Origin of the sequence: Nocardia anocheti, from assembly GCF_029675105.1 — a bacterium.
Taxonomy (GTDB): domain Bacteria; phylum Actinomycetota; class Actinomycetes; order Mycobacteriales; family Mycobacteriaceae; genus Nocardia.
In genome coordinates this window covers 764,898-790,100 of the sequence record NZ_JAQQFV010000001.1, presented here as the reverse complement: position 1 = coordinate 790,100, position 25,203 = coordinate 764,898, and the positions used below count along the sequence as shown (strand labels likewise).

17 protein-coding genes and 1 pseudogene are annotated in these 25,203 nt (G+C 69.7%); 10 read left to right on the top strand and 8 right to left on the bottom strand.

Translation table 11 applies throughout. The features are described from left to right. Positions 1-101: 101 nt before the first annotated feature. A complete protein-coding gene (gene pgfA, locus QC180_RS03795; RefSeq protein ID WP_278261126.1) occupies positions 102-1,292 on the top strand; it encodes a cell envelope lipid trafficking protein PgfA in 1,191 nt (396 codons plus the stop codon). Between the two features lie 245 nt (positions 1,293-1,537). On the opposite strand, the gene QC180_RS03790 is transcribed toward pgfA, so the two are convergent. Continuing rightward, positions 1,538-2,719: a polysaccharide biosynthesis protein gene (locus QC180_RS03790; RefSeq protein WP_278261209.1), complete on the bottom strand. Its 1,182-nt coding sequence runs from the start codon at positions 2,717-2,719 to the stop codon at positions 1,538-1,540. Positions 2,720-2,989: 270 nt separating this feature from the next. Between QC180_RS03790 and QC180_RS03785 the strand changes: the two genes are divergently transcribed. Both QC180_RS03785 and QC180_RS03780 read left to right on the top strand, forming a co-directional pair. Next, positions 2,990-3,646 (top strand): hypothetical protein, encoded by a 657-nt coding sequence (locus QC180_RS03785; RefSeq protein WP_278261125.1) that lies wholly within the window; start codon positions 2,990-2,992, stop codon positions 3,644-3,646. Positions 3,647-3,697: 51 nt separating this feature from the next. After that, a complete protein-coding gene (locus tag QC180_RS03780; RefSeq protein WP_278261124.1) occupies positions 3,698-5,431 on the top strand; it encodes an MmpA family trehalose lipid delivery protein in 1,734 nt (577 codons plus the stop codon). A 214-nt stretch (positions 5,432-5,645) separates the two neighbouring features. Here the strand turns inward: QC180_RS03780 and QC180_RS03775 are convergent, their stop codons facing one another. After that, a complete protein-coding gene (locus QC180_RS03775; RefSeq protein ID WP_278261123.1) occupies positions 5,646-6,815 on the bottom strand; it encodes a glycosyltransferase family 4 protein in 1,170 nt (389 codons plus the stop codon). 146 nt (positions 6,816-6,961) lie between these two features. Between QC180_RS03775 and QC180_RS03770 the strand changes: the two genes are divergently transcribed. Next, a complete protein-coding gene (locus tag QC180_RS03770) occupies positions 6,962-7,759 on the top strand; it encodes a class I SAM-dependent methyltransferase (protein ID WP_278261122.1) in 798 nt (265 codons plus the stop codon). Between the two features lie 3 nt (positions 7,760-7,762). Here the strand turns inward: QC180_RS03770 and QC180_RS03765 are convergent, their stop codons facing one another. Next, positions 7,763-8,059 (bottom strand): hypothetical protein, encoded by a 297-nt coding sequence (locus QC180_RS03765; RefSeq protein WP_278261121.1) that lies wholly within the window; start codon positions 8,057-8,059, stop codon positions 7,763-7,765. Between the two features lie 211 nt (positions 8,060-8,270). Here QC180_RS03765 and QC180_RS03760 point away from each other — a divergent pair, with 211 nt between their 5' ends. After that, the gene (locus tag QC180_RS03760; protein WP_278261120.1) at positions 8,271-9,716 is read left to right on the top strand and encodes an aldehyde dehydrogenase; all 1,446 of its coding nucleotides are present in this window, start codon (positions 8,271-8,273) and stop codon (positions 9,714-9,716) included. Positions 9,717-9,772: 56 nt separating this feature from the next. Here QC180_RS03760 and QC180_RS03755 read toward each other — a convergent pair whose 3' ends face one another. Then, the gene (locus QC180_RS03755; protein WP_278261119.1) at positions 9,773-9,952 is read right to left on the bottom strand and encodes a hypothetical protein; all 180 of its coding nucleotides are present in this window, start codon (positions 9,950-9,952) and stop codon (positions 9,773-9,775) included. A gap of 240 nt (positions 9,953-10,192) precedes the next feature. Continuing rightward, positions 10,193-11,143 carry a GlxA family transcriptional regulator gene (locus QC180_RS03750; protein WP_278261118.1) on the bottom strand — a complete coding sequence of 317 codons (951 nt, stop codon included), beginning with the start codon at positions 11,141-11,143 and terminating at the stop codon, positions 10,193-10,195. A 113-nt stretch (positions 11,144-11,256) separates the two neighbouring features. Between QC180_RS03750 and QC180_RS03745 the strand changes: the two genes are divergently transcribed. Further along, positions 11,257-12,003, top strand: a complete 747-nt coding sequence (locus QC180_RS03745; RefSeq protein ID WP_278261117.1) for an HD domain-containing protein — start codon at positions 11,257-11,259, stop codon at positions 12,001-12,003. A gap of 54 nt (positions 12,004-12,057) precedes the next feature. Here QC180_RS03745 and QC180_RS03740 read toward each other — a convergent pair whose 3' ends face one another. From QC180_RS03740 to QC180_RS03730, 3 genes are all read right to left on the bottom strand, one after another. Then, complete coding sequence (locus QC180_RS03740) at positions 12,058-13,890, bottom strand: phosphoenolpyruvate carboxykinase (GTP) (RefSeq protein ID WP_278261116.1); 1,833 nt, start codon at positions 13,888-13,890, stop codon at positions 12,058-12,060. 244 nt (positions 13,891-14,134) lie between these two features. Continuing rightward, positions 14,135-15,616, bottom strand: coding sequence for a hypothetical protein (locus tag QC180_RS03735; protein WP_278261115.1), 1,482 nt, complete (start codon positions 15,614-15,616; stop codon positions 14,135-14,137). A 217-nt stretch (positions 15,617-15,833) separates the two neighbouring features. Further along, positions 15,834-16,946: a hypothetical protein gene (locus tag QC180_RS03730; RefSeq protein ID WP_278261114.1), complete on the bottom strand. Its 1,113-nt coding sequence runs from the start codon at positions 16,944-16,946 to the stop codon at positions 15,834-15,836. A gap of 257 nt (positions 16,947-17,203) precedes the next feature. Between QC180_RS03730 and trmB the strand changes: the two genes are divergently transcribed. The 4 genes and pseudogenes from trmB (at position 17,204) to QC180_RS03710 (ending at position 24,265) form a co-directional block, all read left to right on the top strand. Continuing rightward, positions 17,204-17,947 carry a tRNA (guanosine(46)-N7)-methyltransferase TrmB gene (trmB, locus tag QC180_RS03725; RefSeq protein WP_278261208.1) on the top strand — a complete coding sequence of 248 codons (744 nt, stop codon included), beginning with the start codon at positions 17,204-17,206 and terminating at the stop codon, positions 17,945-17,947. Next, a complete protein-coding gene (locus QC180_RS03720) occupies positions 17,944-18,660 on the top strand; it encodes an NYN domain-containing protein (protein ID WP_278261113.1) in 717 nt (238 codons plus the stop codon). Before trmB ends, QC180_RS03720 begins: the two co-directional genes overlap by 4 nt. After that, positions 18,661-21,231 (top strand): annotated as a pseudogene (locus tag QC180_RS30300) (MMPL family transporter); the annotation flags it as partial. It lies immediately after the preceding gene. Positions 21,232-23,614: 2,383 nt separating this feature from the next. Continuing rightward, complete coding sequence (locus QC180_RS03710) at positions 23,615-24,265, top strand: Uma2 family endonuclease (protein ID WP_278261111.1); 651 nt, start codon at positions 23,615-23,617, stop codon at positions 24,263-24,265. The last annotated feature ends 938 nt before the right edge of the window (positions 24,266-25,203 follow it).

Sequence of the window (25,203 nt, the reverse complement as noted above, 5' to 3'; positions counted from 1 at the left end):
TGTCCGTGGGTGCGGGCTGTTAGTGTCGGGGCTCACGAGGGCCTGTGGTCGCACTACCAGACCGCCGGATGATCCGTGTTCGAACGACGAGGAGAGTTTGCATGGCACTGAGTGCCGGAACCAGAAGGACGGTTGCCTGCGTGCTCGTGGGTCTGGGCGCGGCATTACTCGTCGCCGCGCTGATGATCCCCACCTACACGGTGAGCAAGGTCGCCAAGACTCCACTCGACCTCGAGATCACCACCATCGCCCAGAACCAGCCGGGTGAGGAGAGCCTCGTGCTCGACTCCAAGTCGCTGACCACCGGCGACGGTCCGGCCGTCGTGAACAAGGACGTGCCGCTGGTCTCGCAGCGTTTCGTCACCGTGGAGGAGCCCTCCGACGCCGACGAGATGACGCTGCAGGCGGGCCAGACGCTGCGCCGCACCGACGTGCAGGGCGACACCGGCCTGCTCAGCGCCCTGATCGACCGCGTCACCATCTCGCGCACCACCGGCGAGCCGGTCGCCACCGATCCCAACGGCTCGATCGCGGTCACCGTGGACAAGAACGGCAGCGTCATGGACCCGGTGCAGCACACCGGCCTCGGCTACCGCTTCCCGATCGGCACCGAGAAGAAGACCTACCCGTACTTCGACGTCAACGTGCGCAAGTCCTTCGACGCCAACTTCATCGAAGAGACCGAGATCAACAGCATGAAGGTCTACCGGTTCCAGATGATCGCGCCGGTCACCAGCACCTGGGACGTGGTGCAGTCGCCGACCAACCGGCTGACCCTGCCCGCCAAGAAGTGGGGCGTGGGCGACGACGACACCCCGGTCACCATGACCCGCTACTACACCAATGTGCGTGACCTGTGGGTCGAGCCGCAGACCGGCACCGTCATCAAGGGCGGCGAGTCGATCCACCTGTTCTACGCCCGCACCGCGGACAAGCCCGAGGTGACCGCGCTCAAGTCGCACATCGTGTTCGACGAGTCGACCATCGAGTCGCAGATCGCGATCGCCAAGGAGAACACCGACAAGCTCTCGCTGTTCGGCCGGATCGTGCCGATCGTGTTCGGCGTACTCGGTGTGCTCGCGCTGCTGGCCGGGCTGTTCCTCGGCCTGCGCGGTGGCGGCGGCACGCCCGCCCACGCCAGCCCGCGCGGTGGTCGTCCGGCGCCCACCCCGGCGCCGGAGCCCGAGACGGCCGCGTCGACCTGGGACGAGGACGACGCTCCGACCACGCAGTTCCCGCGTGGGGACTACGACGGACCCACCGAGCAGATCGACACCAACAAGCGTCCCTGAGGACTCTTCGTTCCCGACGGCCCCGGTCATCACGACCGGGGCCGTCGGCGTTTCCGGGGCGGCGGTTCGGTAGCGCTCGCGGTTCGCCGGTTATCCACAGGGGTTCGGTGCATGGTGTGTGGATGAACGGTCTCGGCGGGCCCGAACTGGGCGTTCTCCGGCCCCAACTGGGCGTTTATTGCCGGGCCGAAGTTATCCACAGGTCGTTGTCCACAGGGTGCGGTTTGTGGATTGCTGAGTGTCGATTACGCGGTGACGGGCTCGCGCTGGGTGGTGCGCGCGGCCGTGCGCAGGACGACCACCGCGACGATCGTGGTGGTGACGGCGGCGACGGCGACCGCGGTGCCGATCAGCGTGCCGATCGAGCGCGCGAAGGCGAGCATGAGGGCCACCTCGAGCGCCAGACCCACCCAGGTGACCGCGGCCAGTGCCGTGCGTTCCACGGCGATGGCCGACAGCAGCGCGCCCTGCAGCACAGCCAGGATCGCGCCGTGCAGGGCGAACATCCACAGCAGGCCCTGGATCGGCGCGTAGTCCTGTCCGGCGAACAGCGGGGCCAGCGGGGCGGCCACCGCGGCACCCAGCACCGCGACGACGCCGATCACCGACAGCACCGACAGCGCGTCACGGATGGCGCGCGCGGAATGGGCGGGCTGGGCCATGCGTGGATAGAGCACGACGCCGACGGCCTGCGGGAGCCAGAAGGCGATCTTGGTGGCGATGGTGCCGAGGGAGTAGCGGCTGGCGTCTACGTCGTCGAGGACGATGCGCACGACGATGAGGTCGGCGGAGGACAGGGCCATGAGGGCGGCCTGGACCTGGACGGCGCGCAGGACCGGGAGGACGCCGATGGCCGGGCGGCGGTTGGGGGTCGAGGTCTTTCCGACGCTGCGGGTCTCGTCGCTGGTGGTGGTGGCGCGGGCGATGCGGGCGGCGAGGGCAGCGGCGGCGATGATGCCCGCCGCACCGGCCCAGAGGGCTCCCGCCGCACCGCCGCCGAGGGCCAGGGCGACCAGAGCGGGGGCGACGCGGGCGGTACCCGCCATCGCGAGGACAACGGCCAGCTGTCGGAAACGGTTGCCGCCCTGCAGGATTCCCTGCTCACCGGACAGGATGACCAGCGCCGGAGCCGCGCCCAACGCCCCCGCCGCCGCCCACACCCCCACATGCAGCACCCCGGCGACGACCGGGATCAGCACCACCGCGACCGCGGCGACCAGCGCCGCGCACCGCCACTGCATCGCGCGCACGGCCGACAGGCTCGCCCCGCGCACCACCTCGCGCGCGACCACGTTCTGCATGGCCAGGGCGGGCACCGCGCACAGCAGCTGCACGGCCAGCAGGCTGGCGAACTCGCTGTAGCCCGCGACGCCGAGCCAGCGGCCCGCGAGCAGTTGCAGCAGGTAACCGGCGACATTGGCGGTCATCGCACCGGCCGTCACCCACGTCAGATCAGCAACGACAGGGGGGCGACGGACCGAGGACACGCCTCATCGTCGCACCTGCGTGGGCGCGGCGCTGCCACTACCCCGAAAATGTGAGTCCGACCGGACTCACCCTGGCGTGTCCGCGTCCGATACCTGGGTCAGGTTCGGTGAACGCTTCCGAAATAGAGAGCACTGCTCTTGACAGACGCGGCGGTCCGCATTCATGATTCCCCCCGAGAGAGCACTGCTCTCATTTAGGGGAGAACCACGATGCAGTCCATTTCCGCCGGACGAAGCCGATGGAGCACCACCGCCTTCGCCATCGCCGCCGTCCTGTTCCTCGGCTACGGAATCCTCCCGCCGCGCGCGGACGAGACCACGCTCGCTGGCGCCGAAGCGTGGGCCTCCACCGGCTGGCTCGTCGGTCATCTCGCCGCCGGAATCGGTTTCATCCTCTACACCCTCGGCCTGCTCGGGATCTACCTCACCGTGCGCGCCACCCGCGCCGAGCCGATCGCGTTGCGTGCCACCGTGATCGCCTGGATCGGCGCCGGGGTCACCCTGCTCTATTACGGCGCCGAGGTCTACGGTCTGCGCGCGCTCGGCACCCGCGCCGTCGCCGAGCAGAACCCGGCACTGCTCGGTATCGGCGAGGACTTCCGCTACGACCCCACCGCCGCCACGCTGTTCGCCCTCGGACTGGGTCTGCTGGCCGTCGGCGCCGTGCTCGCGGCCGTCGCGGTGTGGCGGGCCGGGACACTGCCGCGGGCCGCGGCGGTGGTCCAGGCCGTCGGATTCACCCTGCTCATTCCGCAGTTCTTCACACCGCAGCCCGTCCGCATCGCACACGCGGTACTGCTGGCGGTCGGGTTGCTCTGGCTGGCCTGGAGCATGTCGGTGGCCAGGAGTCGCGAGGTCGAGTCCTAGCCGGATCGCCCCCGGGCCGCGCTCCGCCGGGCGGGACGTAAGGTGCAGGTGGTGAGTAGTTCGCGCGCGAGGGCCTGGGTCGCCGGATACTGTGCGCTGCTCACCCTGATCATCATCGGGCCGCTGGCAGGCTCGGGTTATCTGCTGCTGCGCGACGCGGTGAGCACTCCGCGTTCGTATCTCACCGACTCCGCGCTCGGACTCGGCGCCGCTGCCCCGCGCGCGGTCCCGCAGGACGCGCTGCTCGCGGTGCTGTCGCCGGTGATCGACGGCGGAATTCTGGTGAAGGCGATGCTGATCGTCGCGCTGTGGGCGGCGGGGTACGGCGCCGCCGTGCTGGTGCGCCGGTTCCTCGACGCGGGGGTGCCCGCGCAGCTGGTCGCCGCGACCATCGCGCTGTGGAATCCCTTTGTCGCCGAACGTCTTCTGCAAGGACACTGGAGTCTGCTGGCCGGGTACGCGGCACTGCCGTGGACCGCGCTGGCCGCGGTGCGGGTGCGGCGGGCCCTCGCCCCGGAGCGGCTGGGCGCCTGGACCGCGCTGGCAGCGAGCTTCGCCGCCGCGGGGCTGACGCCCACCGGGTCGCTGCTGGCGGCGATCATCGGGCTCGCGCTGGTGGGTCGTCGGGCCTTGGTCCCGGCCATCGTGCTGTGGCTGGTGAGCTGCGCGCCGTGGCTGACCGCGACCGCCCTCGGCTCGGGGGCCGAGCCGTCCGATCCCGCCGGTGTGGCGGCATTCGCGGCGCGGGCCGAACCGTGGCTGGGCACGCTGGGCAGCCTGGCCGGACTGGGCGGAATCTGGAACGGCGAGGCGGTGCCCGCCAGCCGGACCACACCCTTGGCGCTGGTCGCGACCGTCCTGCTGCTCGCCGTCGTGGTGCTCGGGGTGCGCGCGGTGTGGACGCGCGGACGCGACGGGCGGACGCTGCTGGTGATCGCGGCGGCGGCGATCGTGCTGCCCGCGCTCGGCGCGACACCGTGGGGACTCGCGGTGGGTGAGTGGCTGGTGGTGCACGTGCCCGGGGCCGGGTTACTGCGGGATACGCAGAAGTACGTGGCGCTGGCGATGCCCGCGTACGCGCTGTGTGCGGCGGCGGCTTGTCATCGGGTCGCCGAGTGGTTCGGTCCGCGCTCGCGAGGCCACGACGAAAACCGCACGGCACGGAGCGATTCGCAGTCGACCGCCGGAACATCCATGGTCGCAGCGCTTTTCATCGCACTACTCGTTCTCCCGCTGGCCGATCTCGCCTGGGGCGTCGGCAACGAGATGCGGGCCGTGCACTACCCCGGCAGCTGGGAGCAGGTCGCGGAGAAGATCGACGCGCCCGGCGACGTGGCCGTTCTCCCCGGCGGTATGTTCCGCCGATTCCCTTACAGCGGAACAGCTCCCGTCCTCGACCCTGCTCCCCGCATCCTTCCCAACGACGTCATGCAGACCGGCGAACTCCGCGTCCGCGGCTACGCCGTCACCGGCGAGGGCAACCGCGCCCGCACCGTCGAGGAAGCCCTCCTCACCGGCGCCCCACCCACGACCCTCGCCGACCTCGGCGTCGGCTGGGTCCTCGTGGAACACACCACCCCCGGCCCCCTCGGCGACTCCGAAAAAACCCTGGCCGCAACCCAACTCGTCCACACCGACGACAACCTCTCCCTCTACCGAATCCCCGACCCCACCCCCCGAGACATCGCCACCCCCACCCAACGCCACCTCTCCACCGCAGCCCACCTCCTCTGGGCCACCCTCCTCGTCACGGCTCTCCTGACGACCGCCCTCCGCCGCGACTGAATCGGCGTGTCCCCCGGTGCGCCACCGCATGTCATCGAACACGCCGACCGATTAGAACACCAGTGCGACAGATGACTTATGTTCTCCAGCTATGGTCAGCTCACCGCACGAGGCAACGCACCGTATCTTCCGGCACGATGCGGGCACCGGGATTGGCTTGATCGGGCTATTACGGCGCGGACTGTGGACGATCTGTTCAGCGACTGACCGGGGGTCAGTGTTGGGACGAGGGGGCTACAAGGCCGGTGGTGAAGGTGCCGGTGGCGGCGGCGGAGAGGACTTCGTAGACGCCGGAGCCGGTTTGTTCCCAGGAGAACTCGTGGGCTCGGGCTCGGGCCTTTTCGCCCATGACCTGGCGGGTTTCCGGGTCGGCGAGCAGGTCGGCGGCGGCGAGGGCCAGGGCGGGGGCGTCGTCGACGAGTAGGCCGGTGACGCCGTCGACGATGGAGTCGGTGAGGCCGCGGGAGCTGCGGTAGCCGATGGTGGGGACGCCGTGCTGGGCGGCCTCGATGACGGCCAGGCCCCAGCCTTCCTTGCGGGAGGGCATCACGTGCACCCACGCGGTCGACAGGATCTCGTGCTTGCGGCGTTCGTCGACGTGGCCGTGGAAGGTGACGGCGTCGGCGATGCCGAGGGTGGCGGCGCATTCGCGCAGGTTGGGGGCCCACCAGCCGTCACCGATGACGTCGAGGTGCACGTCGGGGAACTGCTCGCGCAGGTGCGCGACGGCGGTGAGGGCGTCCTCGATCTGCTTGTGCGGAACCAGGCGCGACAGGACGGCGACGCGGGGGTGCTCGGCGCGGGTGACGGCGTCGCCGGGGGTGACCTCGGCGGGGACCGGCTCGGCGCCGTTGCGGACCACGGCGATGCGCTCGCGGTCGACCCCGAGCACGGCCAGTTCCTCGGCCGAGGGCAGCGAGACGGTGAGGTACTGGTTGTCGCGGTGCACGCGCGGGGACAGCTTGGACTCGATCCACCAGCCGATCCGGCCGACCAGCTTGCCCGCCACCGGCCACTGCTCCCGGTGCCCGTGGTGCACCAGCACCACCGAGGGGACGCCGGTGGCGCCCGCGAAGAAGGGGATGCCGTTCTGGGTGTCGATGACCACGTCGGGCCGCACGCCGCGCAGCGGGCCGATACCGAGCCGACCGGCCAGGATGGCGGCCAGCGCGCGCGGGTAGACGGTGAAGCGCCCGCCAGCCCGGCTGATGTCGATGCCGTCGACGTGCTCGCGGCGGGGGGCTCCCGGATAACCGGCCGTCCGCAGGGTGACCTTGACGCCGCGGGCCGCCAGCTGGGCGCCCACCTGCTCCAGGTACCGCTCGCTGCCCCCGCCCTGCGGGTGCCCCGTGTCACGCCAGCACAGCAGGAGGACTTCACGCACGGTCGGGTCTCGCCTTCGGGTCGGTTTCGGACAGACGTCGGCCCCTACCCTAGCGGAGTGTGTTCTACACGACAGACATGTGCGGCCACTATCGCCGCAGAGTGTCCGGCTTCGGCGCGCTGACGGCGAGCCCCTAAACTCCTGCCGTGCCGACCGCATCCCTGGAGAGAACCGCGCAGCCCGTCCAGCGACGCCGAACATCACGTTTCGCCGATCGCGCGACCCTGCGCCGCTCGCTGCGCCTACTCACCAGCTTCCGGTTCGAGCAGTCCGACCCCGGCCGGTTCTACGGCGGCATCGCCACCGACAGCGCGGAGCTGATCAGCGACTTCTACGCCGACATCACCGACCGCGATCTCACCGGCACCGTCGTGCTCGACGTGGGCGGCGGCCCCGGCTACTTCGCCGACGAGTTCACCGCCAGGGGCGCCCGCTACGTCTCGGTGGAGCCCGACCCGTCGGAGATGCACGCCGCCGGTCTGCGGGTGGCCGGGTCGGTGCGCGGCTCCGGCATGGCACTGCCGTTCCGCGACAACGCCTTCGACGTGTGCTTCTCCTCCAATGTCGCCGAGCACGTGCCGTATCCGTGGGTGATGGCAGAGGAGATGGTGCGGGTGACCAAGCCGGGCGGCCTCATCGTGTTCTCGTACACGGTGTGGCACGGGCCCTTCGGCGGTCACGAGACCGGGCTCTGGCACTACCTCGGCGGCGAGTACGCGGCGCGTCGGTATCGACGCAAGCACGGACACGAACCGAAGAACAGGTTCGGGCGGTCGCTGTTCGCGGTGTCGGCGGCCGACGGGCTGCGCTGGGCGGCAACGACTTCAGCCGACGTACGAACGGTGTTTCCCCGGTATCACCCGCGCTGGGCGTGGTGGCTGGTTCGGGTTCCGGTGCTGCGCGAGCTACTCGTCAGCAATCTGGTTGTGGTGGCTACCAAGTAGCGTTCACGCCAGCCAGCTCAGCCGCCTGGTGCGACGCACCGGCGCGGGCAGCGCGCTCGCCCACGGCGATTCCTGAATGGCCAGACCCACCGTCTCCAGTGTCGTCAAGCCGACTTGATCGGCGAGCATTCCCACCTGCGCGACCGCCTCAGCGGCCTGGATGGCGGCAGTTGCCTGCTCGATGGTGAGTGTGCGGCCGGGCAGGAATGACACAACCCATCCCCCGCTGCCCACACTCTTCGCTTGATGGTCGGTCTGGTCGCTGGTCATCAACGATCGGCCGATCACTTGCACAGCCATGAGTCGGTCTCCCCAATTCGCTGTTAAGGTCCGATGAATCGAGCGAGCTGATCAGTAGCTAAAGCATCCCCTTTTCAACAACAGAACGCAATAGTGCGTTTACCCGAAAAGCGAACCGACAGGTTGGAATTCGGCCTGTTCACAGTCGTTGCGGGACAGCGAATTAGAACATGTTGCAGACAATCCGGCCGCAGAACTGTAACGTGTTCTTATGCACTACGACAGTCTGTTCATCGGCGGGAAGTGGACCACCCCGGCCGGTAGTGACCGCATTTCCGTGGTCTCACCCGCAACGGAGGAGACCGTCGGCAGCGTGCCCGCGGTAACGAATGCCGACGTGGACGCGGCGGTCGCCGCGGCGCGCGACGCGTTCGACAGCGGACCGTGGCCATCGACAAGCCCACTGGAACGAGCCGAGGTACTCAGTAGGGCCGCCCGACTCATCGAGCAGCGTTCGCCCGAATTGCTCGCGGCGCTCACCGCGGAGATGGGCGCACCGGCGTCAGCGGCCTTGACACTCAATCAGATTCCGGCCGTCGCGGCGCTGGACGCGTGGGCGGCGCTGGCGAAAACGTTCGCATGGAACGAGACCCGGGTCGGTTTGTTCGGAACCTCGCGCGTCTCACGGGAACCGCGCGGCGTCGTCGCGGCGATCACCGCGTGGAACGTGCCGCTGTTCCTCGCCGCCAACAAGCTCGGCCCCGCGCTGCTGGCCGGGTGCACGGTGGTGCTCAAGCCCTCGCCGCTGACCCCGCTCACCGCCAACCTGCTCGCCGACATCTTCACCGAGGCCGGGCTGCCCGACGGCGTGCTCTCCGTCCTGCCCGCCGACGCCGAGGCCAGCGAATACCTGGCGAGCCATCCCGGCGTGGACAAGGTGACCTTCACCGGCAGCACCGCGGTGGGCCGCAAGCTGGCCGCGATCGCGGGCGAGCAGCTCAAGACCGTCTCGCTCGAGCTGGGCGGTAAGTCGGCCGCGATCGTGCTGCCGGATGTCGACCTGGCCGCCAGCATTCCCGTGCTCGCCTTCTCCGGGCTGATGAACAGCGGGCAGGGCTGTGTCGCGCAGACGCGCATCCTGGCTCCGCGCAGCCGCTACGACGAGATCGTGGACGCGCTGGTGGCCCACGTGAAGACCATGCAGACCGGCGACCCGGGCGACCCGGCGACCCAGCTCGGCCCGCTGATCAGCGAGAAGCAGCGCGACCGGGTGGAGAGCTACATCGCCAAGGGCAAGGCCGAGGGCGCGCGGCTGGTGCTCGGCGGCGGGCGGCCCGAGGCGCTGGAAAAGGGCTGGTTCGTCGAGCCGACGATCTTCGCCGACGTCGACAACGCCAGCACCATCGCCCAGGAGGAGATCTTCGGACCGGTGCTGTCGGTGATCCCCTACGACACCGAGGACGAGGCCGTCGCCATCGCCAACGACTCCGACTACGGCCTGGCCGGGTCGGTGTGGACGACCGATATCGAGCACGGCGTCGAGATCGCGGCGCGGGTGCGCACGGGCACCTACGCGATCAACTGGTACGCCTTCGACCCGACGTCACCGTTCGGTGGGTACAAGAACTCCGGCATCGGGCGCGAGAACGGCCCGGAGGGGCTCGACGCGTTCTGCGAGCAGAAGTCGGTCCTGATGCCGATGGGCTGGACAGACTAGCCACCCAGGAATGCGCACGGTCGACAGCAGTGCGCATCACTCCGCTGGACAGCCAGCTAGTCCTCCGGCATCTGGACGCGCAGCACCGGTTGCGCGGCCACTTCGCCCTTGGCTGGTAGGTCGACCACGTCGACCTGCCAGCCCGGCGGCAGGGCGCGCTGCAGGCGGCCCGCGACCCGCTGCAACGGCGTGCTCGAGTAGGTGTCGGCCTCGAATCCGGTCACCAGATCGGTCATGCGTCAATCACCTCTCAGCGTCGATCTCATCGTGGTCCACATCGGCGGATCGAAAAGCGAGTCAGCTCAGATGATGCGACGTACTCGGGAGCTGAGAGGAATATAAGTGACGATGACCCTCCGCCGTGGACGACTCTCTGACATCTGTAGATGTACCCGCTGACAAGCCGGGAAATCGTTCGCCGGACATCGATTCCGAAAACTTGCGGTCCGAAAACCTCGCCGTGAACCGACCGCGACTCATCGACGGCGGGCGCGACGATACGCCGAGGGCGTGAGCCCCGTTGCGGCACGCAGGTTGTCGCGCAGCGCGGTGACGCTGCCGAATCCGGCGCGCTGCGCCACCGTCTCCACCGGAAGTGCGGTGGTTTCCAGCAACTCTCGCGCGGCGCCCACGCGTTGCGCGTCGAGCCAGGCGCGCGGGGTCGTGCCCACCTCGGCTTTGAAGCGTCGGATGAAGGTGCGTTCGCTCATCAGCGCGTGCGCGGCCAGCGCGCAGACGTCCTGCGCGGCGGCCGGATTCGCCACCGCCCAGGCCAGCGTCGCCGCGAGACCACCGCGCGGGTCGGTGCCGCCCATCACCTGCGGGATGTACTGGGCCTGTCCGCCCTCGCGATGCGGCGGGACGACATTCCAGCGGGCCAGTTCGGCGGCGGCGCTGGCGCCCAGTTCGCGGCGGGCGATGTGCAGGCACAGGTCGAGTCCGGCGGACAGGCCCGCCGAGGTGAGGATGTCGCCGTCGTCGATGTAGAGGGCGGCGGGGTCGAGCTTCACGGCGGGGAAGAGCTGGGCGAACTCGTCGCAGTAGGCCCAGTGGGTGGTGGCGGGGCGGTCGTCGAGGAGCCCGGCCTGGGCCAGGACGAAGGCGCCGACGCAGATGCTGGCGATGGTGGCCTCGCGGGCGGCGGCCGCGCGCAGGGCGTCGAGGACGGGTTCCGGCGTCGGCAGCGTGGGCAGGCCGATCCCGGGGACGACGATCAGATCGGCCTGTTCCAGCAGCTCGAGGCCGTGTTCGACGTGCAGGTCGAAGCCGTTGGGCGTCCAGACCGGGCCGGGGCGGACGCCGCAGGTGCGCATGTCGAAACCCGCGGGCTCGCCGGTCTTGCCGGGGCCGTGCCGGAAGACCTGGACCGCGCAGGCCAGGTCGTAGGTCATCACGCCGTCGAGCGCGAGTACCGCGACATCGATCATGCGCCCAGTTTGGCACGAATCCACGCAAGGCTGGCATCCATGCCACTTCACCGCGCGCGCGGACTCGGTGAGACTCGGAACAGGCATCGCCGACGACATCCGAGGAGATCTCCATGCCGAACACGCTCGACTGGAACTGGGCCACCACCACCGGCGGCACGCTGACCGGTGCGCAGCGCCGCGATGTCGTCGCCGGTGTGCTGCGCGCCGCACCCGGCCTGGTCGCGGGCCGGATCCGGCTGGCGCTGGGCCGCCGCGGCGCGGGCAGGCTCGAGCTGGCCGAGCTGCGCGTCCCCGATACCGCGCTGGCGCGGGCCGCCGAATTGGAAGCACGCGAGCACCTTTCGGACGCGCTGCTGGCGCACTCCTATCGCACCTATTTCTTCGCGCGGGCGCTGGCCGAGCTGGACGGTGTCGATCACGACGACGAGATCGGTTATGTGGCCAGCCTGCTGCACGACCTGAAACTCGAAACGCCCACGCCGGGGCGCTGCTTCGCGGTCGTCGGCGGCGAGTCGGCCGCGGTCTTCGCGCGGCGTCACGGCGCGCCGGAGGATCGGGCCGAGTCGATCGGCGCGGCCATCGCCGCCCACCTCAACCCCGACGCCGCGGCCCGGCTCGGTGATCCGGGCGGGTTCGTCTCCGCGGGTGCCTCGGTGGACGTCCTCGGGAGCAGACTCGCCGATCTGGACCCGCGATTCGTCGAGGAGTTGCTCACCCGGCAGCCGCGTCACCAGCTCAAACGCGTCCTGGCCACCCGCTTCGCCGCCGAGGCCGACGCGGTCCCGGCCGGGCGGGTGCGCTGCCTCAACAGCACCGGGTTCCGGCAGTTCGTGGCGCTGGCACCCTTCGCCGAATAGACGAAACCGCCCGTACCGAATGCGGTACGGGCGGTTCGCTGTTCCGGGTGGGGATCAGCCCAGGCGCTCCTTGAGGGCCTCGAACTCGTCGCGGATGCCCGAGGGCAGCTTGTCGCCGATGAACTCGAACCACTCCTCGATGGAGGGGATCTCCTTGCGCCACTCCTCGGCGTTCACCGCGAGCGCCTCGTCGACATCGGCGGCCTCGACGTCCAGGCCCTCGAGATCGAGGTCGGCGGCCGAGGGGACATTGCCGACGGCGGTCGCCTCGGCGCCCGAACGGCCCTCGATGCGGCCGACGATCCACTCCAGCACGCGGGAGTTCTCACCGAATCCGGGCCACAGGAAGCGGCCGTCCTCGCCACGGCGGAACCAGTTGACGTAGAAGATCTTCGGCAGCTTGTCGGCGTCGGCGTTCTTGCCGACATTGATCCAGTGGTTGAGGTAGTCGCCCACGTGGTAGCCCAGGAAGGGCAGCATCGCCATCGGGTCGCGGCGCACGGTGCCGACCTTGCCCTCGGCGGCGGCGGTCTGCTCCGAGCCGACGGTGGCGCCCATGAACACGCCGTGCTCCCAGCCGAAGGACTCGGTGACCAACGGGATGGTGGTCTTGCGGCGGCCGCCGAACAGGATCGCCGAGATCGGCACGCCCTGCGGGTCGTCCCACTCGGGGGCCAGGATCGGGCACTGCGACATCGGGGTGCAGTAGCGCGAGTTGGGGTGCGCGGCCAGGGTCTCCGTCTCGCGGAGGTACCAGTCGTTGCCCTTCCAGTCGATCAGGTGATCGGGCTCGCCCTCGAGACCCTCCCACCACACATCGTTGTCGTCGGTGAGCGCGACGTTGGTGTAGACGGTGTTGCCCGCCTCGATGGTGGCCATCGCGTTGGGGTTGGAGCTGTGGTTGGTGCCCGGCGCGACGCCGAAGAAGCCGAACTCCGGGTTCACCGCGTAGAGGCGGCCGTCCTCGCCGAAGCGCATCCAGGCGATGTCGTCGCCCAGGGTCTCCGCGCGCCAGCCGGGGATGGTCGGCTGGATCATCGCGAGGTTGGTCTTGCCGCAGGCGCTGGGGAACGCGGCGGCGACGTAGTAGTTCTTGTTCTCGGGCGAGATCAGCTTGAGGATCAGCATGTGCTCGGCCAGCCAGCCCTCGTCGTGGGCCATGGCCGAGGCGATGCGCAGCGAGTAGCACTTCTTACCGAGCAGCGCGTTGCCGCCGTAGCCCGAACCGTAGGACCAGATCTCGCGGTCCTCGGGGAAGTGGGTGATGTACTTGGTGTCGCTGCAGGGCCACGGCACGTCGACCTCGCCCTCGGCCAGCGGCGCGCCCACGGAGTGCAGGGCCTTCACGAACGGCTTGTCGGCGCCCAGCTTGTCCAGGGCGGCCTGGCCCATGCGGGTCATCACGCGCATCGAGACCACGACGTACTCGGAGTCGGTGATCTCCACGCCCAGCTTGGGGTCCTCGGCGCCGAGCGGGCCCATGCAGAACGGCACCACGTACATGGTGCGGCCCTTCATCGAGCCGCGGTACAGCTCGGTCATGGTGGCGCGCATCTCGGCGGGGTCGACCCAGTTGTTGGTCGGACCGGCGTCGGCCTCGGTCTTGGAGCAGATGTAGGTGCGCGACTCGACGCGGGCGACGTCGGAGGGGTCCGACAGCGCCAGGAACGAGTTCGGCTTCTTCTTCTCGTCGAGCTTCTTGAAGGTGCCCGCCTCGACCAGCTGGGTGGTCAGACGATCCCATTCCGCATCGGAGCCGTCGGCCCAGACCACGCGATCGGGCTGGGTGAGCTCTGCGACTTCCTGTACCCAGGCGAGCAGTTCGCTGTGCTCGGTCGGCGCGGTGCCGTCGGATCCACGAAGACCAGGAATGGTCGCTGAGGTCATGAAAACTCTCCTGAGATGGGCGGTTGTTCGATGTTCACTGCTCATCGATCGCCACCATGGGCGGGAAGACGTCCGCAGCGAGCAAACCACCGCACAACCCCAGATGGACGGTGTACAGCACCGTCCACGGACGGGGGCCGCGCATCAGCCGGCACGGAGCGGACGCCCAGGTTCCTGCCTCAAGGTTAACGCGATATGACGACCGGGACGGAATCGGGTTCGTTTCCTATTACCCACAGGTCGCTCACGCAATCGCGGCATCACAGCGATCGAGCACGGCGACATCGCGCTCACAGGCCGACAGCTGCGCCGGACGCTCCGCGACCAGCCGACGCGCCAAGGCATCGAGTTCGGCGACACGCCGGTCGACGGCGACCGCTCTGGCTGTCGATTCGGTGACGACATGCTCGGCCAATTCGGCCTCCACATCCACCAGCACGGCCGCGACACGCTGCTCGAGCTGGGCTTTCACATTCACCAGCGCTTCGGAGACCCACTGCGACATGTGGTTGCGCTCGGCCAGTTGGGCCCGCGCGCGCACCACCCAGGCGGCCGCACCGGCGCCGAGCAGCAGCGTCACCGGGACGCTGGCGACGTCCAGCGTCGGCACCAGCGACAGCGGCGCCACTATCAATCTGCCGAGGCCGACACCGGCCGACGCGCCGAGCGCGATCATCAGGTGATCTTCGACACCACGGTGTCTCGGTTCGGGATCGGGACCGACACGGGGCGCCGGATCGCGCCTGCGCGGGGCGGGCGCGGCGGTGCCGATCCGGCGGGCCGTCTCGGCCACGCGCTCGTCGATCGCGGCGTCGACGGCGACGGAGAGTTCGCTGGTCGCCTGCTGCAGACGCTGCGGGTAGGCGCGCAGTTCGGCGCGGTCGCAGCGGTCGAGTTCGGCGCGCGAGCGGGTGTGCAGGGTGCGCACCAGCGCGCCGAGTTCGGTGGTCAGGTCGACGCGGGCCAGCTGCACCTGGCTGCGCACCGCCGACAGACCGGTCTGGCGGCCGCCGTCGCGCCCGGCGAGCAGGGCGACACGTTCCTCCCTGATCCGGGCCGACTCGGCGCCCCCGCGCAGGGTGGCGATCTGTTCCTCGACGCGGGCCCTGGTGTCGGCCAGGACGCGGGCGAGCACGGCGCCGCGCCGCTGGGCGCCGTCGGTGGGCTCGGCGGCGGTGGCGGCGGCCAGGGCGGCGTGCAGGCCCGCGAGGCCGGAGCGGTCGAGCAGGGCGGAGTCGTCGGCGGCGCGGGCGGCGGCGGCCAGCTTGGCGGAGACGGCGAGTACGTCCAGGTCGGTGATGCCACGGGCGGCCAGCAGGGCGAGGCTGCGCACGCGGGTGGCACGCCAGTCCTGATAGGCGTGGAAGCCGTTCATGGCGAGCAGGATCGGCTGCTTCGCCGCGCGTAGCCGCTCGACCAGGGCCAGCACGTCGGCACCGAGGACACTGCCCGCGTCGAACAGGATCAGGGCGGCGGGCGGCTCGTCGATCTGGGTGAAGGTGGCCGGGTCGGCGAGATCGATGCGCGGTTCGAAGCGGGCGAGTTCGGTGCGCACGAGGGTGGTGTTGGCGTCGTCGACGGCATAGAGGACGACCTGATTGCCCGCGCCGGTCTGCTCCATCGCCCTGAGCAACGCCACACCCTGCGGGTTCCACCGCTCGATGACCGCCTCGACCTCCGGCGCGACCCCGGGCGACGGCTCAGCGGAGGCGTCCCCAGCAGGCATCGACGGCGCCCCGACCGCAGGCGGACGCTGTCCGACGGACACCGCCTCGACCCCGGACGCGACCCCGGACGACGACTCGGCGGAGGCGTCCCCAGCAGGCACCGACGGCGCCCCGACCACGGGCGGACGCTGTTCGACGGGCGCGGTCCCGGGTTCGACGGGACCTGAGGCGGCCGAGGCCGATCGGTTCGGAGCGGGGGCGGGGGTGTCGCGCTGGTCAGAGTCCGGCACTGCTCATCCGTTCCCAGGCGCGGATGTAGCCGTTGTGCACGCGTAGGGCCGCGCGACGGGCGGTCGGGGGCATGTCGCTGGAGACGACCGCGCGCCAGCGGGTGGCGCGGGCCAGCGCTTCGTCGGCGTCGGCGGGGGCCGGGGACGGATGATAGCCCGCCGCGAGGTGGGAGACGGCCGGGCAGGCCAGCCCGGCGCACAGACCGGCCCACAGTGCCTCGTCACCGGCCAGATAGTGCTCGATCATCTCGCGCCCGCGCGCGCCGTCGAGCGGGACGGCGGCGGCCGCGAGCCGGATCAGCTCGTCGAGCAGTTCGCCCCCGCGCACCGCCTCGACCTGCTCGTAGCGTCGGTGCACGAGCCGGTGCAGCGGGTCAATGCCACTGGCGGAGTGCAGGATCTGGATCAGCGCGGTGGCGGGCAGTTCGGGGTCGGCGCGCAGCGCGGTGAGCGCGCAGTCCACGCCGTAGAGGTCCCAGTTCTCGATCAGGCGGCGGCGCGCGTCCTGGTCGGGACCGGAGCCGATGAACAGCTCGGCGGCCAGCACCGACGGGATCTCCGGGCTCTCGGCGAGCTTGCGCAGATCGCTCAGGTCGGTCGCGTCGACGGCGCCCGCCCGGGTCCGCGCGGCCAGCGAGGCCACCACCGGGATGATCGGCAGCTTCAGTTCCTGCGCGTAGCGCTCGGCCGCGGCGACCGCCTCCCCCCAGCGCGCGCCGACCGCGTCGGCCTTGTTGAGCACCACCACGCTGCGCCCGGCGGGCAGGGTCGCCAGCAGTCGGTGGTCGGCGGCCTGCGGCGCACCGGCCAGCACGTAGATCACCAGGTCGCCGTCGAGCACCGGATCGGGCAGCTCGGGCTGGTCGACCGGCGCGGTCTCCTCGGCCGAGAGCAGCGCCAGCGCGCGCAGCACCGTGGTGCGCCCGCTCAGCGCCCGCCCGGCCACCTGGATCTTCAGCGGCCTGCGCCTGCGGGTGACCGCGGCGGCGAGCCGGTCGGCGACGGCCGGATCACCGCCCCGACCGGATCGGAGCGCCGAGACCAGCTGGTCGAGCTGGTCGGGCGACCGTGTGTGCACGGATTCGGTGGCTGTCGGCATTCTGCACCCCCTTGTCGAGGAGGCATTCTGTCAGATCGGCGCAATGGGCGTCGGTGCGAGAACCGGGAGCCGACCTGGGCCGACAACCCGCCCGCGACCCGCCGATCTGCGGCGTCGGGTTCCACCGGAAGTACTCGCCTGCGGCGCACCCGCGCGCATGCTGGACAATGGACGACGTGAACGACGCTGCCAACCACCCTGTCGAGTCGGTTCCGGAGCCGCCGTCCACCGCTTCGAAGCACCTCGAACTGTCCGAGATGCCGAACGAGGCGGGCCGCCGCTCCACCACCGGTTCCCGGCTGTACCCGCGCGTCACGAGTTTCCGCTCCCGCCGCGGCGCCCTGACGCCGAACCAGCAGACCTCCTGGGACCGCACCTGGCCGGTGATCGGCCGCGATGTCGCCAACGAGAAGCTCGACGCCGACGCCTGGTTCGGCCGCGAAGCGCCGCTGGTCATCGAGATCGGCTGTGGCACCGGCACCGCGACCGCGGCGATGGCCCAGGCCGAACCGCACCTGAACCTCATCGGCATCGAGGTCTACCAGCCGGGCTTGGCCCAGCTCGTGCAGCAGATCGAGCGCGAGGAGATCGGTAACATCCGGCTGCTGCGCGGCGACGCCGTGGATGTGCTGGAGAACATGGTTGCCCCGGAGTCGCTGACGGGCGTGCGGGTCTTCTTCCCGGACCCGTGGCCCAAGGCACGCCACCACAAGCGGCGGCTGCTGCAGGCGCCCACCTTCGCGCTCATCGCCAGCAGGCTGAAGCCGGGCGGCGTGCTGCACGTGGCCACCGACCACGCCGATTACGCCGAGCACATCCTGGAAGTAGGCTCGGCCGAACCGCTGCTCACCGGCCTGAACGACACCACCGGCGGCGACAGCGCCGCCAGCCGCGTCACCGCGCCGATCGGCTTCGAACGGCCCGTCACCAAGTTCGAGGGCAAAGGCTTGCGTGCCGGTAGCGCCATCAACGAGTTCATATGGGGGAAGATCGACAGATGAGCGTGAGTGAGATCGCCACCGAGATGCCGGATATCGCCCAGGGAACCGGCAGCGCGGCGTTGAGCAGTTCCGGCTCCGATGTCCGACGCGTCCTGCTCGTCTGGGACGCGCCGAACCTCGACATGGGACTCGGCGCCATCCTCGGTGGACGTCCCACCGCCGCTTATCGCCCCCGTTTCGACGCGCTGGGCCGCTGGCTGCTGGCCCGCACCGCCGAACTCTCGGCGGGCACCAAGAGCCGGGTCGAGCCCGAGGCCACCGTCTTCACCAATATCGCCCCCGGCACCGCCGACGTGGTCCGCCCGTGGGTGGAGGCATTACGCAATGTCGGTTTCGCGGTCTTCGCCAAGCCGAAGATCGACGAGGACTCCGACGTCGACGCCGACATGCTCGCCCACATCGCGATGCGCGAGCGCGACGGACTGGCCGGGATCATGGTCGCCTCGGCGGACGGACAGGCGTTCCGGGAGCCACTGGAAGCGATCGCGGCCAAGGGAATCCCAGCTCAGGTACTCGGATTCCGTGAGCACGCGAGTTGGGCCGTCACTTCCGATACTCTCGAGTTCGTCGATCTCGAGGACATCCCGGGCGTGTTCCGGGAACCGCTGCCGCGGGTGAGCCTCGATTCGCTGCCCGACGAGGGCGCTTGGCTGCAGCCGTTCCGGCCGCTGTCGGCGCTACTCACTTCTCGCCCTGGTCAAGGAGTCGCTTAAGTGTTCACCCGCTGGGGCGATCTGGTCTATCGGTTCCGCTTCGCCGTTATCGGTGTGGTCGGTGCGGCTCTGCTGGCGCTGGGCGCCTACGGCACGGGTCTCGGTGACCGGCTGACCCAGAGCGGCTGGTTCGACCCCGGCTCGGAGTCGGTGCAGGGCGCGGAGCTCGCCGACATCGCCTTCGGGCGCGACCACATGGCCGATGTGATCGTCATGTACAACGCCCCCGAGGGCACGACGATCGACGACCCTGCCTTCAGCGGCAAGATCATCGACAACCTGAACGCCGCCGTCACCGAACATCCCGACCGGATCAGCAAGATCAACGGCACCTACTGGCAAGTGGGCAACGCGCCCTCGGTGCCGTCGACGTTCGGTTCCAAGGACAAGAAGCACGCGTTCGCCTCGATCGCCATCGTGGGCGACAACGACACCACGATCATGGCCAATTACCGCGCCGTGGCGGACGTCTTCTACATACCGGGCGTCGACGTGGAGGTCTCGGGTCTGCAGCCGCTCGGCGTGACCCTCAACGACACCATCGCCCACGACACCAAACGCATGGAGGTCCTGGCCCTTCCCGCGGTGGCCGTGCTGCTGTTCTTCATCTTCGGTGGCATTGTCGCGGCCGCGTTGCCGCTGATCATCGGTGGTCTGACCATCATCGGCGCCACCGGTCTGGTCATGATCCTGACCAACTTCACCGACGTGAACTCCTTCGTCACCGGTGTCGTCTCGATGATCGGTCTGGGCCTGGCCATCGACTACGGCCTGTTCATAGTCAGTCGTTTCCGCGAGGAATTGGCCGAGGGCTACGACACCAGAGCCGCCGTCCGGCGCTCCGTGGTGACGGCCGGGCGCACGGTCGTGTTCTCCGCGACCATGATCATCGCCAGCCTCGGCGGCGTGCTGCTGTTCCCGCAGGGCTTCCTGCGCTCGGTCGCCTACGGCACCATCGCGACGGTCTCGCTCGCCGCCCTGACCGCGGTGACCATCCTGCCCGCCATGCTGGCCGTGCTCGGCCCGCGCGTCGACATGCTCGGCCTCAAGCGGTTCCGCAAGACGCAGACCGCCGAGCAGATCGAGAACGGTTTCTGGGGCCGCCTGACCCGCTGGGTGATGAAGCACCCGCTCAAGATCGCCATCCCGGTGACGGTCGGCCTGCTGCTGCTGATCATCCCGGTCAAGAATCTGGCCTTCGGCGGCATCAACGAGAAGTACCTGCCGCCGGACAACTCCACCCGTCTCGCGCTCGAGCACTTCTACGAGGTCTTCCCGCAGAAGAAGACCGACCCGATCCAGCTGGTCTTCGTCGTCGACAACGGCGACAAGGCCGACACCGACGCCATCGGTCAGGTGTGGAAGCAGGCGAACCTCGCCCCCGGCCTGGTCGAACCGTTCGCGGTGCCGTCGAACCCGCCGAACGACCGCACGATCTACCGCACCTCGGCGACTCTGGTCGATCCCACCGGCAATGCCGAACCGACCATCGACTATCTGCGCTCGATCGAGATTCCCGACAACGTCACGATGTACGTCACCGGGCAGCCCACCCTCATGGCCGACAGTATCGACACACTGCTCGAGCTGATGCCGTGGATGATCCTGATCGTGCTGCTCAGCACCTTCATCCTGATGTTCCTGACCTTCGGTTCCCTGGTGCTGCCGATCAAGGCCGCCCTGATGAGCGCGCTCGGCCTCGGCTCGACGCTGGGTATCCTGACCTGGATCTTCATCGACGGCAACGGCGCCGGGATTCTCAACTTCACCCCGCAGCCGATCAGCGCGCCGGTGCTGATGCTGATCATCGCGATCATCTACGGCCTGTCGACCGACTACGAGGTCTTCCTGCTCTCGCGCATGGTCGAGGCCCGCGCGCAAGGCGCCTCGACCACCGAGGCCGTGCGGATCGGCACCGCCCAGACCGGGCGCATCATCACCGCCGCCGCCCTGATCCTGCTCGTGGTGACCGGCGCGTTCGCGTTCTCCGACATGGTGATGATGCAGTACATCGCCTACGGCATGATCGCGGCGCTGCTCATCGACGCCACGGTCCTGCGCATGCTGCTGGTGCCCGCCATCATGAAACTGCTCGGCGACGACTGCTGGTGGGCGCCGAAGTGGATGAAGCGCATCCAGGAGAAGATCGGGATGGGCGAGCCCATCCTCGACGACGAGCGCCCGCAGAAGGGCGCCGTGGTCGACCTGGTGAAGACCACCCCCATCACCGACCCGCCGACCATGCAGATGACGGCGGTCCCGGACTCGAAGCTGGCCAAGACCCCGCGCCGCCCGCGCACGGTCGCCGAGATCGAAGCCGAAGCGCCCACCCAGCACCTGGACAAGGTCACCGACGGCGATTCGGCGCGTCCGCGCATGGCCAAGTCGCCCGACCCCACCCGCCCGCGCGCCTCGATGCTCGCCGACGAACCGACCCGCACGCTGCCGGTCGTCAAGCCGGGTACCGAAACCCCCGATTCGGGCGAGCCCACCCAGATCCTGCCGGTCGTGAAGCCGGACGCCCCCGAAAGCTCTCGGGGCCAGAACGATTCGCCGTCCACCGGTTCGCCGGACACGGGCCTGGATCTGCCCGGCTCCGGCGGTTCGGCGTCGACCGAATCCGGTTCCGTTGGGGCACAGCGGAATACGTCGGGCGACACCGGTTTCGACCTCCCCGGCGATACCGCTCACCCCGGATCGTCGCCCGACAGCCGGATCAGCCTTCCCGGCCAGCCGGTCCCGCGTTCCGGCGGGAACCCCAGTGGCGGTGCACCCGGCGACTTCGGCGACGCCCGCCCGAACGGCACGGATTCCAGCCACCGACACAGCGGCGTCAACGGCTTCGGTGACATCACGCGCGGTGGGCCGAACGGCGCAGCCGACGGTTTCGGCGCCAACGCCCTCGGCGGCACGACGCCCGGTGCACCGAACGCCGATCCCGCCAGCTTCCCCAACGGCACGAGCCGTGGTCCCGCCGGATTCGGCGGACTCTCGAACGGCGAGGCCGACAGCCTCGGCAGCAGCCGCGACGGCGGAGCCGTCAACTTCGGCGGCCCGGCACCGAGCGGATCGACACGCGGCCCAGCCAGTTTCGGCGACAGCCCGAACGGCGGCACCAACTTCGATGACGCCGACGACCTCGGTGGCGCGAGCCCCGGCGCGCCGACCGGTGGACCCACCAGCTTCGACCGCCCGAACCATGGCGGCGACAGCATCAGCGACCGAGCACCGACCGGACCCAGCCATGGGCCTGCCGGACTCAGCGGTAACACCAACGGCGGAACCAGCTTCGGTGAAGCCGACGGCTTCGGCGATCACGCATCCGGTGGCGCGAACCGTGGACCAGCCGGATTCGGCAACGCGAACGGCGGACCCGGTTCCGGTGAAACCGATGGCTTCGGTGGCGCTAGCGCCATCGGCTCCGGTATGGGCGCTCCGCTCACCGACGGCGTGATCGGCGCCGGTCATGGGGCAGATGAGGTCCCCGGCGTGATCGGGTCTTCCCAGGACCCGTCTGCCGGTGCGGATGAGTCGGGTTGGGGTGGCGCTTCGCCGCGTACTCCCGGTGCCGGGCTGCCCGGTGCGGTGCGTGGTGCCGAGGCCGGTGCGGACGAATCGAGTCGGGCTGGCGCTTCGCCGCGTACCCCCGGTCCGCCGCGTGGTTCGGAGCGGGTGCAGCCGCCCAGCGGGTATGTCCCGCCACGGGGTGGCGAGAATCCGGCTGTGCCGCAGGTGTCGACGCCGGGTACCGCGGGGTTCGATGACGAGCCGACGCCGCGACCCAGCATCGTCACGCCCACCCGGCCCAGCACCTCGAGCGCGCCGCCGCCGGGAATCGTCACGCCGCCCGGCATCGTGAACCCGTCGCGCCCGAGCATGATCACTCCGCAGCCGCGTCCGACCGAACCTCCGGCGGGCGGCACCTTCAGCGGCTTCACCCCGCTGCCCACCCCCGAACCGGAACCGCGCACGGCGGACGACGACGAATCCACCGAGGATGCCGGTTTCGTCCCCCCGGCCACCGACTTCTCGGTGACCCCGGGCGCCCATCGAGCCGAGGCCCCCACCGACCCGGAAACCCCGGTGCGACCGCTCATCCCGCGCCCGCTCGGCGGCCAGGAAACCCCTTCCGCCCGCGACGTTTTCGGCACCCCGGTCCCGGTCGAACCCCAGGAACCGTCCACGCCGTGGAACAGCGACCCCGAAACCCCGGCGGGCGACCGCGGCCCGGTCTTCTCCCCCGTCACCCAGGAAGAGCCGACCGATCCGCCCGCGACCCCCGACAGGTTCCGGACATTCCCGTCGGATCCCTCTGCCGAGTCGAGCACTCCGACCGGCAGCGGCAACCCGACGCCGTTCTCCGACAACACCTTCGCGGCCGACCCGATGTTCTCCCCGGTCAACCCCGCGGACAACGAGCCCTACCCGTCGTCGTTCGGCGACTCGAACGACACCGAGGGCCCGGCCACGCCCCCCACCGAGGCACCGTCCGACGACATCGCCTCCACGCCGCCGGTCCCCCAGCCCGACGACAACCACGCCACCACCTGGCACGGCGCCGCCGACCCCACCCCCGCCCGTCGCGACGACACCCCGCCACAGGGCCCGGTCGGCTGGGCACCGCCCCGAGAGCCCGCGAGCACATCGGTCGACCAGCCCGGCCACTGGCAGGCCCCCGACGGCTTCACCCCCGTCCCGGCAGAGGCACCAGCCGCGAACGGCACCACCGAATCAGATTCCCCCACACCGGAATCCGAGGAGGGCAACGCCGACAACCGCAACGAGATCGAGAACTGGATGGCCCAGCTCCGCTCCTCCCGCCGCGGCACCCCCGCCGACGACGAAGGCCGCCACACCGGCAACGAGGGCCGCACCGTCAGCGTGAACGAACTCCTCCGCCGCCGCGAGGACGACACCGAATAGCCTCAGACCTGCGGGCGGGTAGCATAGGAGCATGTCCAGGCAGAATGCGGAGCATCATGAGCTCCCTGAATACATGACCTGGGATGAGCTCGAACTGCTGCCTGAGCACCTCGCCGATCAGATCGAGCTCTGGGATGGGCGTGTCGTGTGGCTGCGGCGTGGTCCGCGCGAGCACCAGAAGTTCACCCGCAGACTCACGAACGAGATCGAGCAGTGCGCTCGCGACGAGACCTCGGCCCGCCCCGAGCAGTGCTGGGAAGTCGAATCCGAGACCAACGTCTTTCTCGGCGCATCCGGAAAGTCTGATTTCCTGACGCCGGATTTTCTCGTGCACCGGTGCCTGCCGCCGTTCGCCGATGTGCGAGCGGGCGATACGGTCCTGGTCGGCGAAGTCCTCTCCCCGTCGAACACCCAGACCGACATGGAAGCGAAGAAGGCGCGCTACGCGGGCGCGGGCATTCCCTGGTATTGGGAGGTCAGCCTACACCGCGAGACGAGCTCGATCGCCCAGATCCGCGCGTACGCGCTCGAGACCGGTCATGCCGAACTGCCGCAGGGGGTCACGCCGTTGCGTCCGGCGAACTACCTGATCGTCGGCGAATGGACACCGACCGACGACTCCGCCGTGACCTTCGCCTACCCGTTCCCGATCGACATACCCTGGTCGGCACTCGCGTTCTGAGGGCCAGGCGCGAGTCCCTCTCTCGCAGTACGGGACCGGCACCGTGAAAGTCCGGCAACTGCCAGCCACGAGGCCACGACTCGCCTACCTCGAACAATCGAGATGCCAACCGCGCCAACCTATTTGCCGATCGGTTACTCGAGGTGTACCGTCGCGCACATAGATCGGCCCCCGGGAGTGCGTCAACACTCTCCGAGGGCCTGGGTACGAAACAGCATGCACCTGTCCGCACCGTAGGGGTCACCCTACCCTGCAACACCTCGGCGTCTCCATTGCCGAGCCGTCATCCACGAGCCTCCCAGCTCCCGCGCCACGCGTTCACCCCTCGGACCACGCACTTCCCGCGGAGTGACGCCCACGCGGTCGAGATGACCCGCTGTCTCACCACCCCGGCCCCGGCCGTTCGATGGTCGTCACCGACGAGCCCGACCAGGGGGATCCACCCACACCCCACTACCCAGCCGTCTGCGAGTACCACCGTCGTACGCCTCGCACGTACGCACCGTGTCGGCTCGGGAGTGCACACCTTCGACACGGTCCAACCCAGCCACGCGTCGATTCCGACGCGGGGCCAGAAGTGTTGGCCGAGAGGGTCTATCGGGGTATGGCGATCGGGAGTCCGGGGCAGGGGGTTACGACACCGGCACCCCTGGGTGCTCCGATCGGTTCAATGCCGCGCCGCAGGCGTCCGATTCCGATCGTGAACCCCGCATGCCATGATGACCGGATGGGAGGGGACAACCACCGGTAACTCGATCCAAGTATCCGCGCGCTCACACCCGAGCAGGTCGGCATCGACTTCCGCGAGAAGTACTGCCGCCCCGAGATCGACAACGCCACCATCATCGCCCAGCTACGAGTCTGGAACACCTTCCTGGATCAAGAAGGTGGACAACCACTTTCCGAAGACCCCGACCAGCGCTGGCTACTGGGCACCG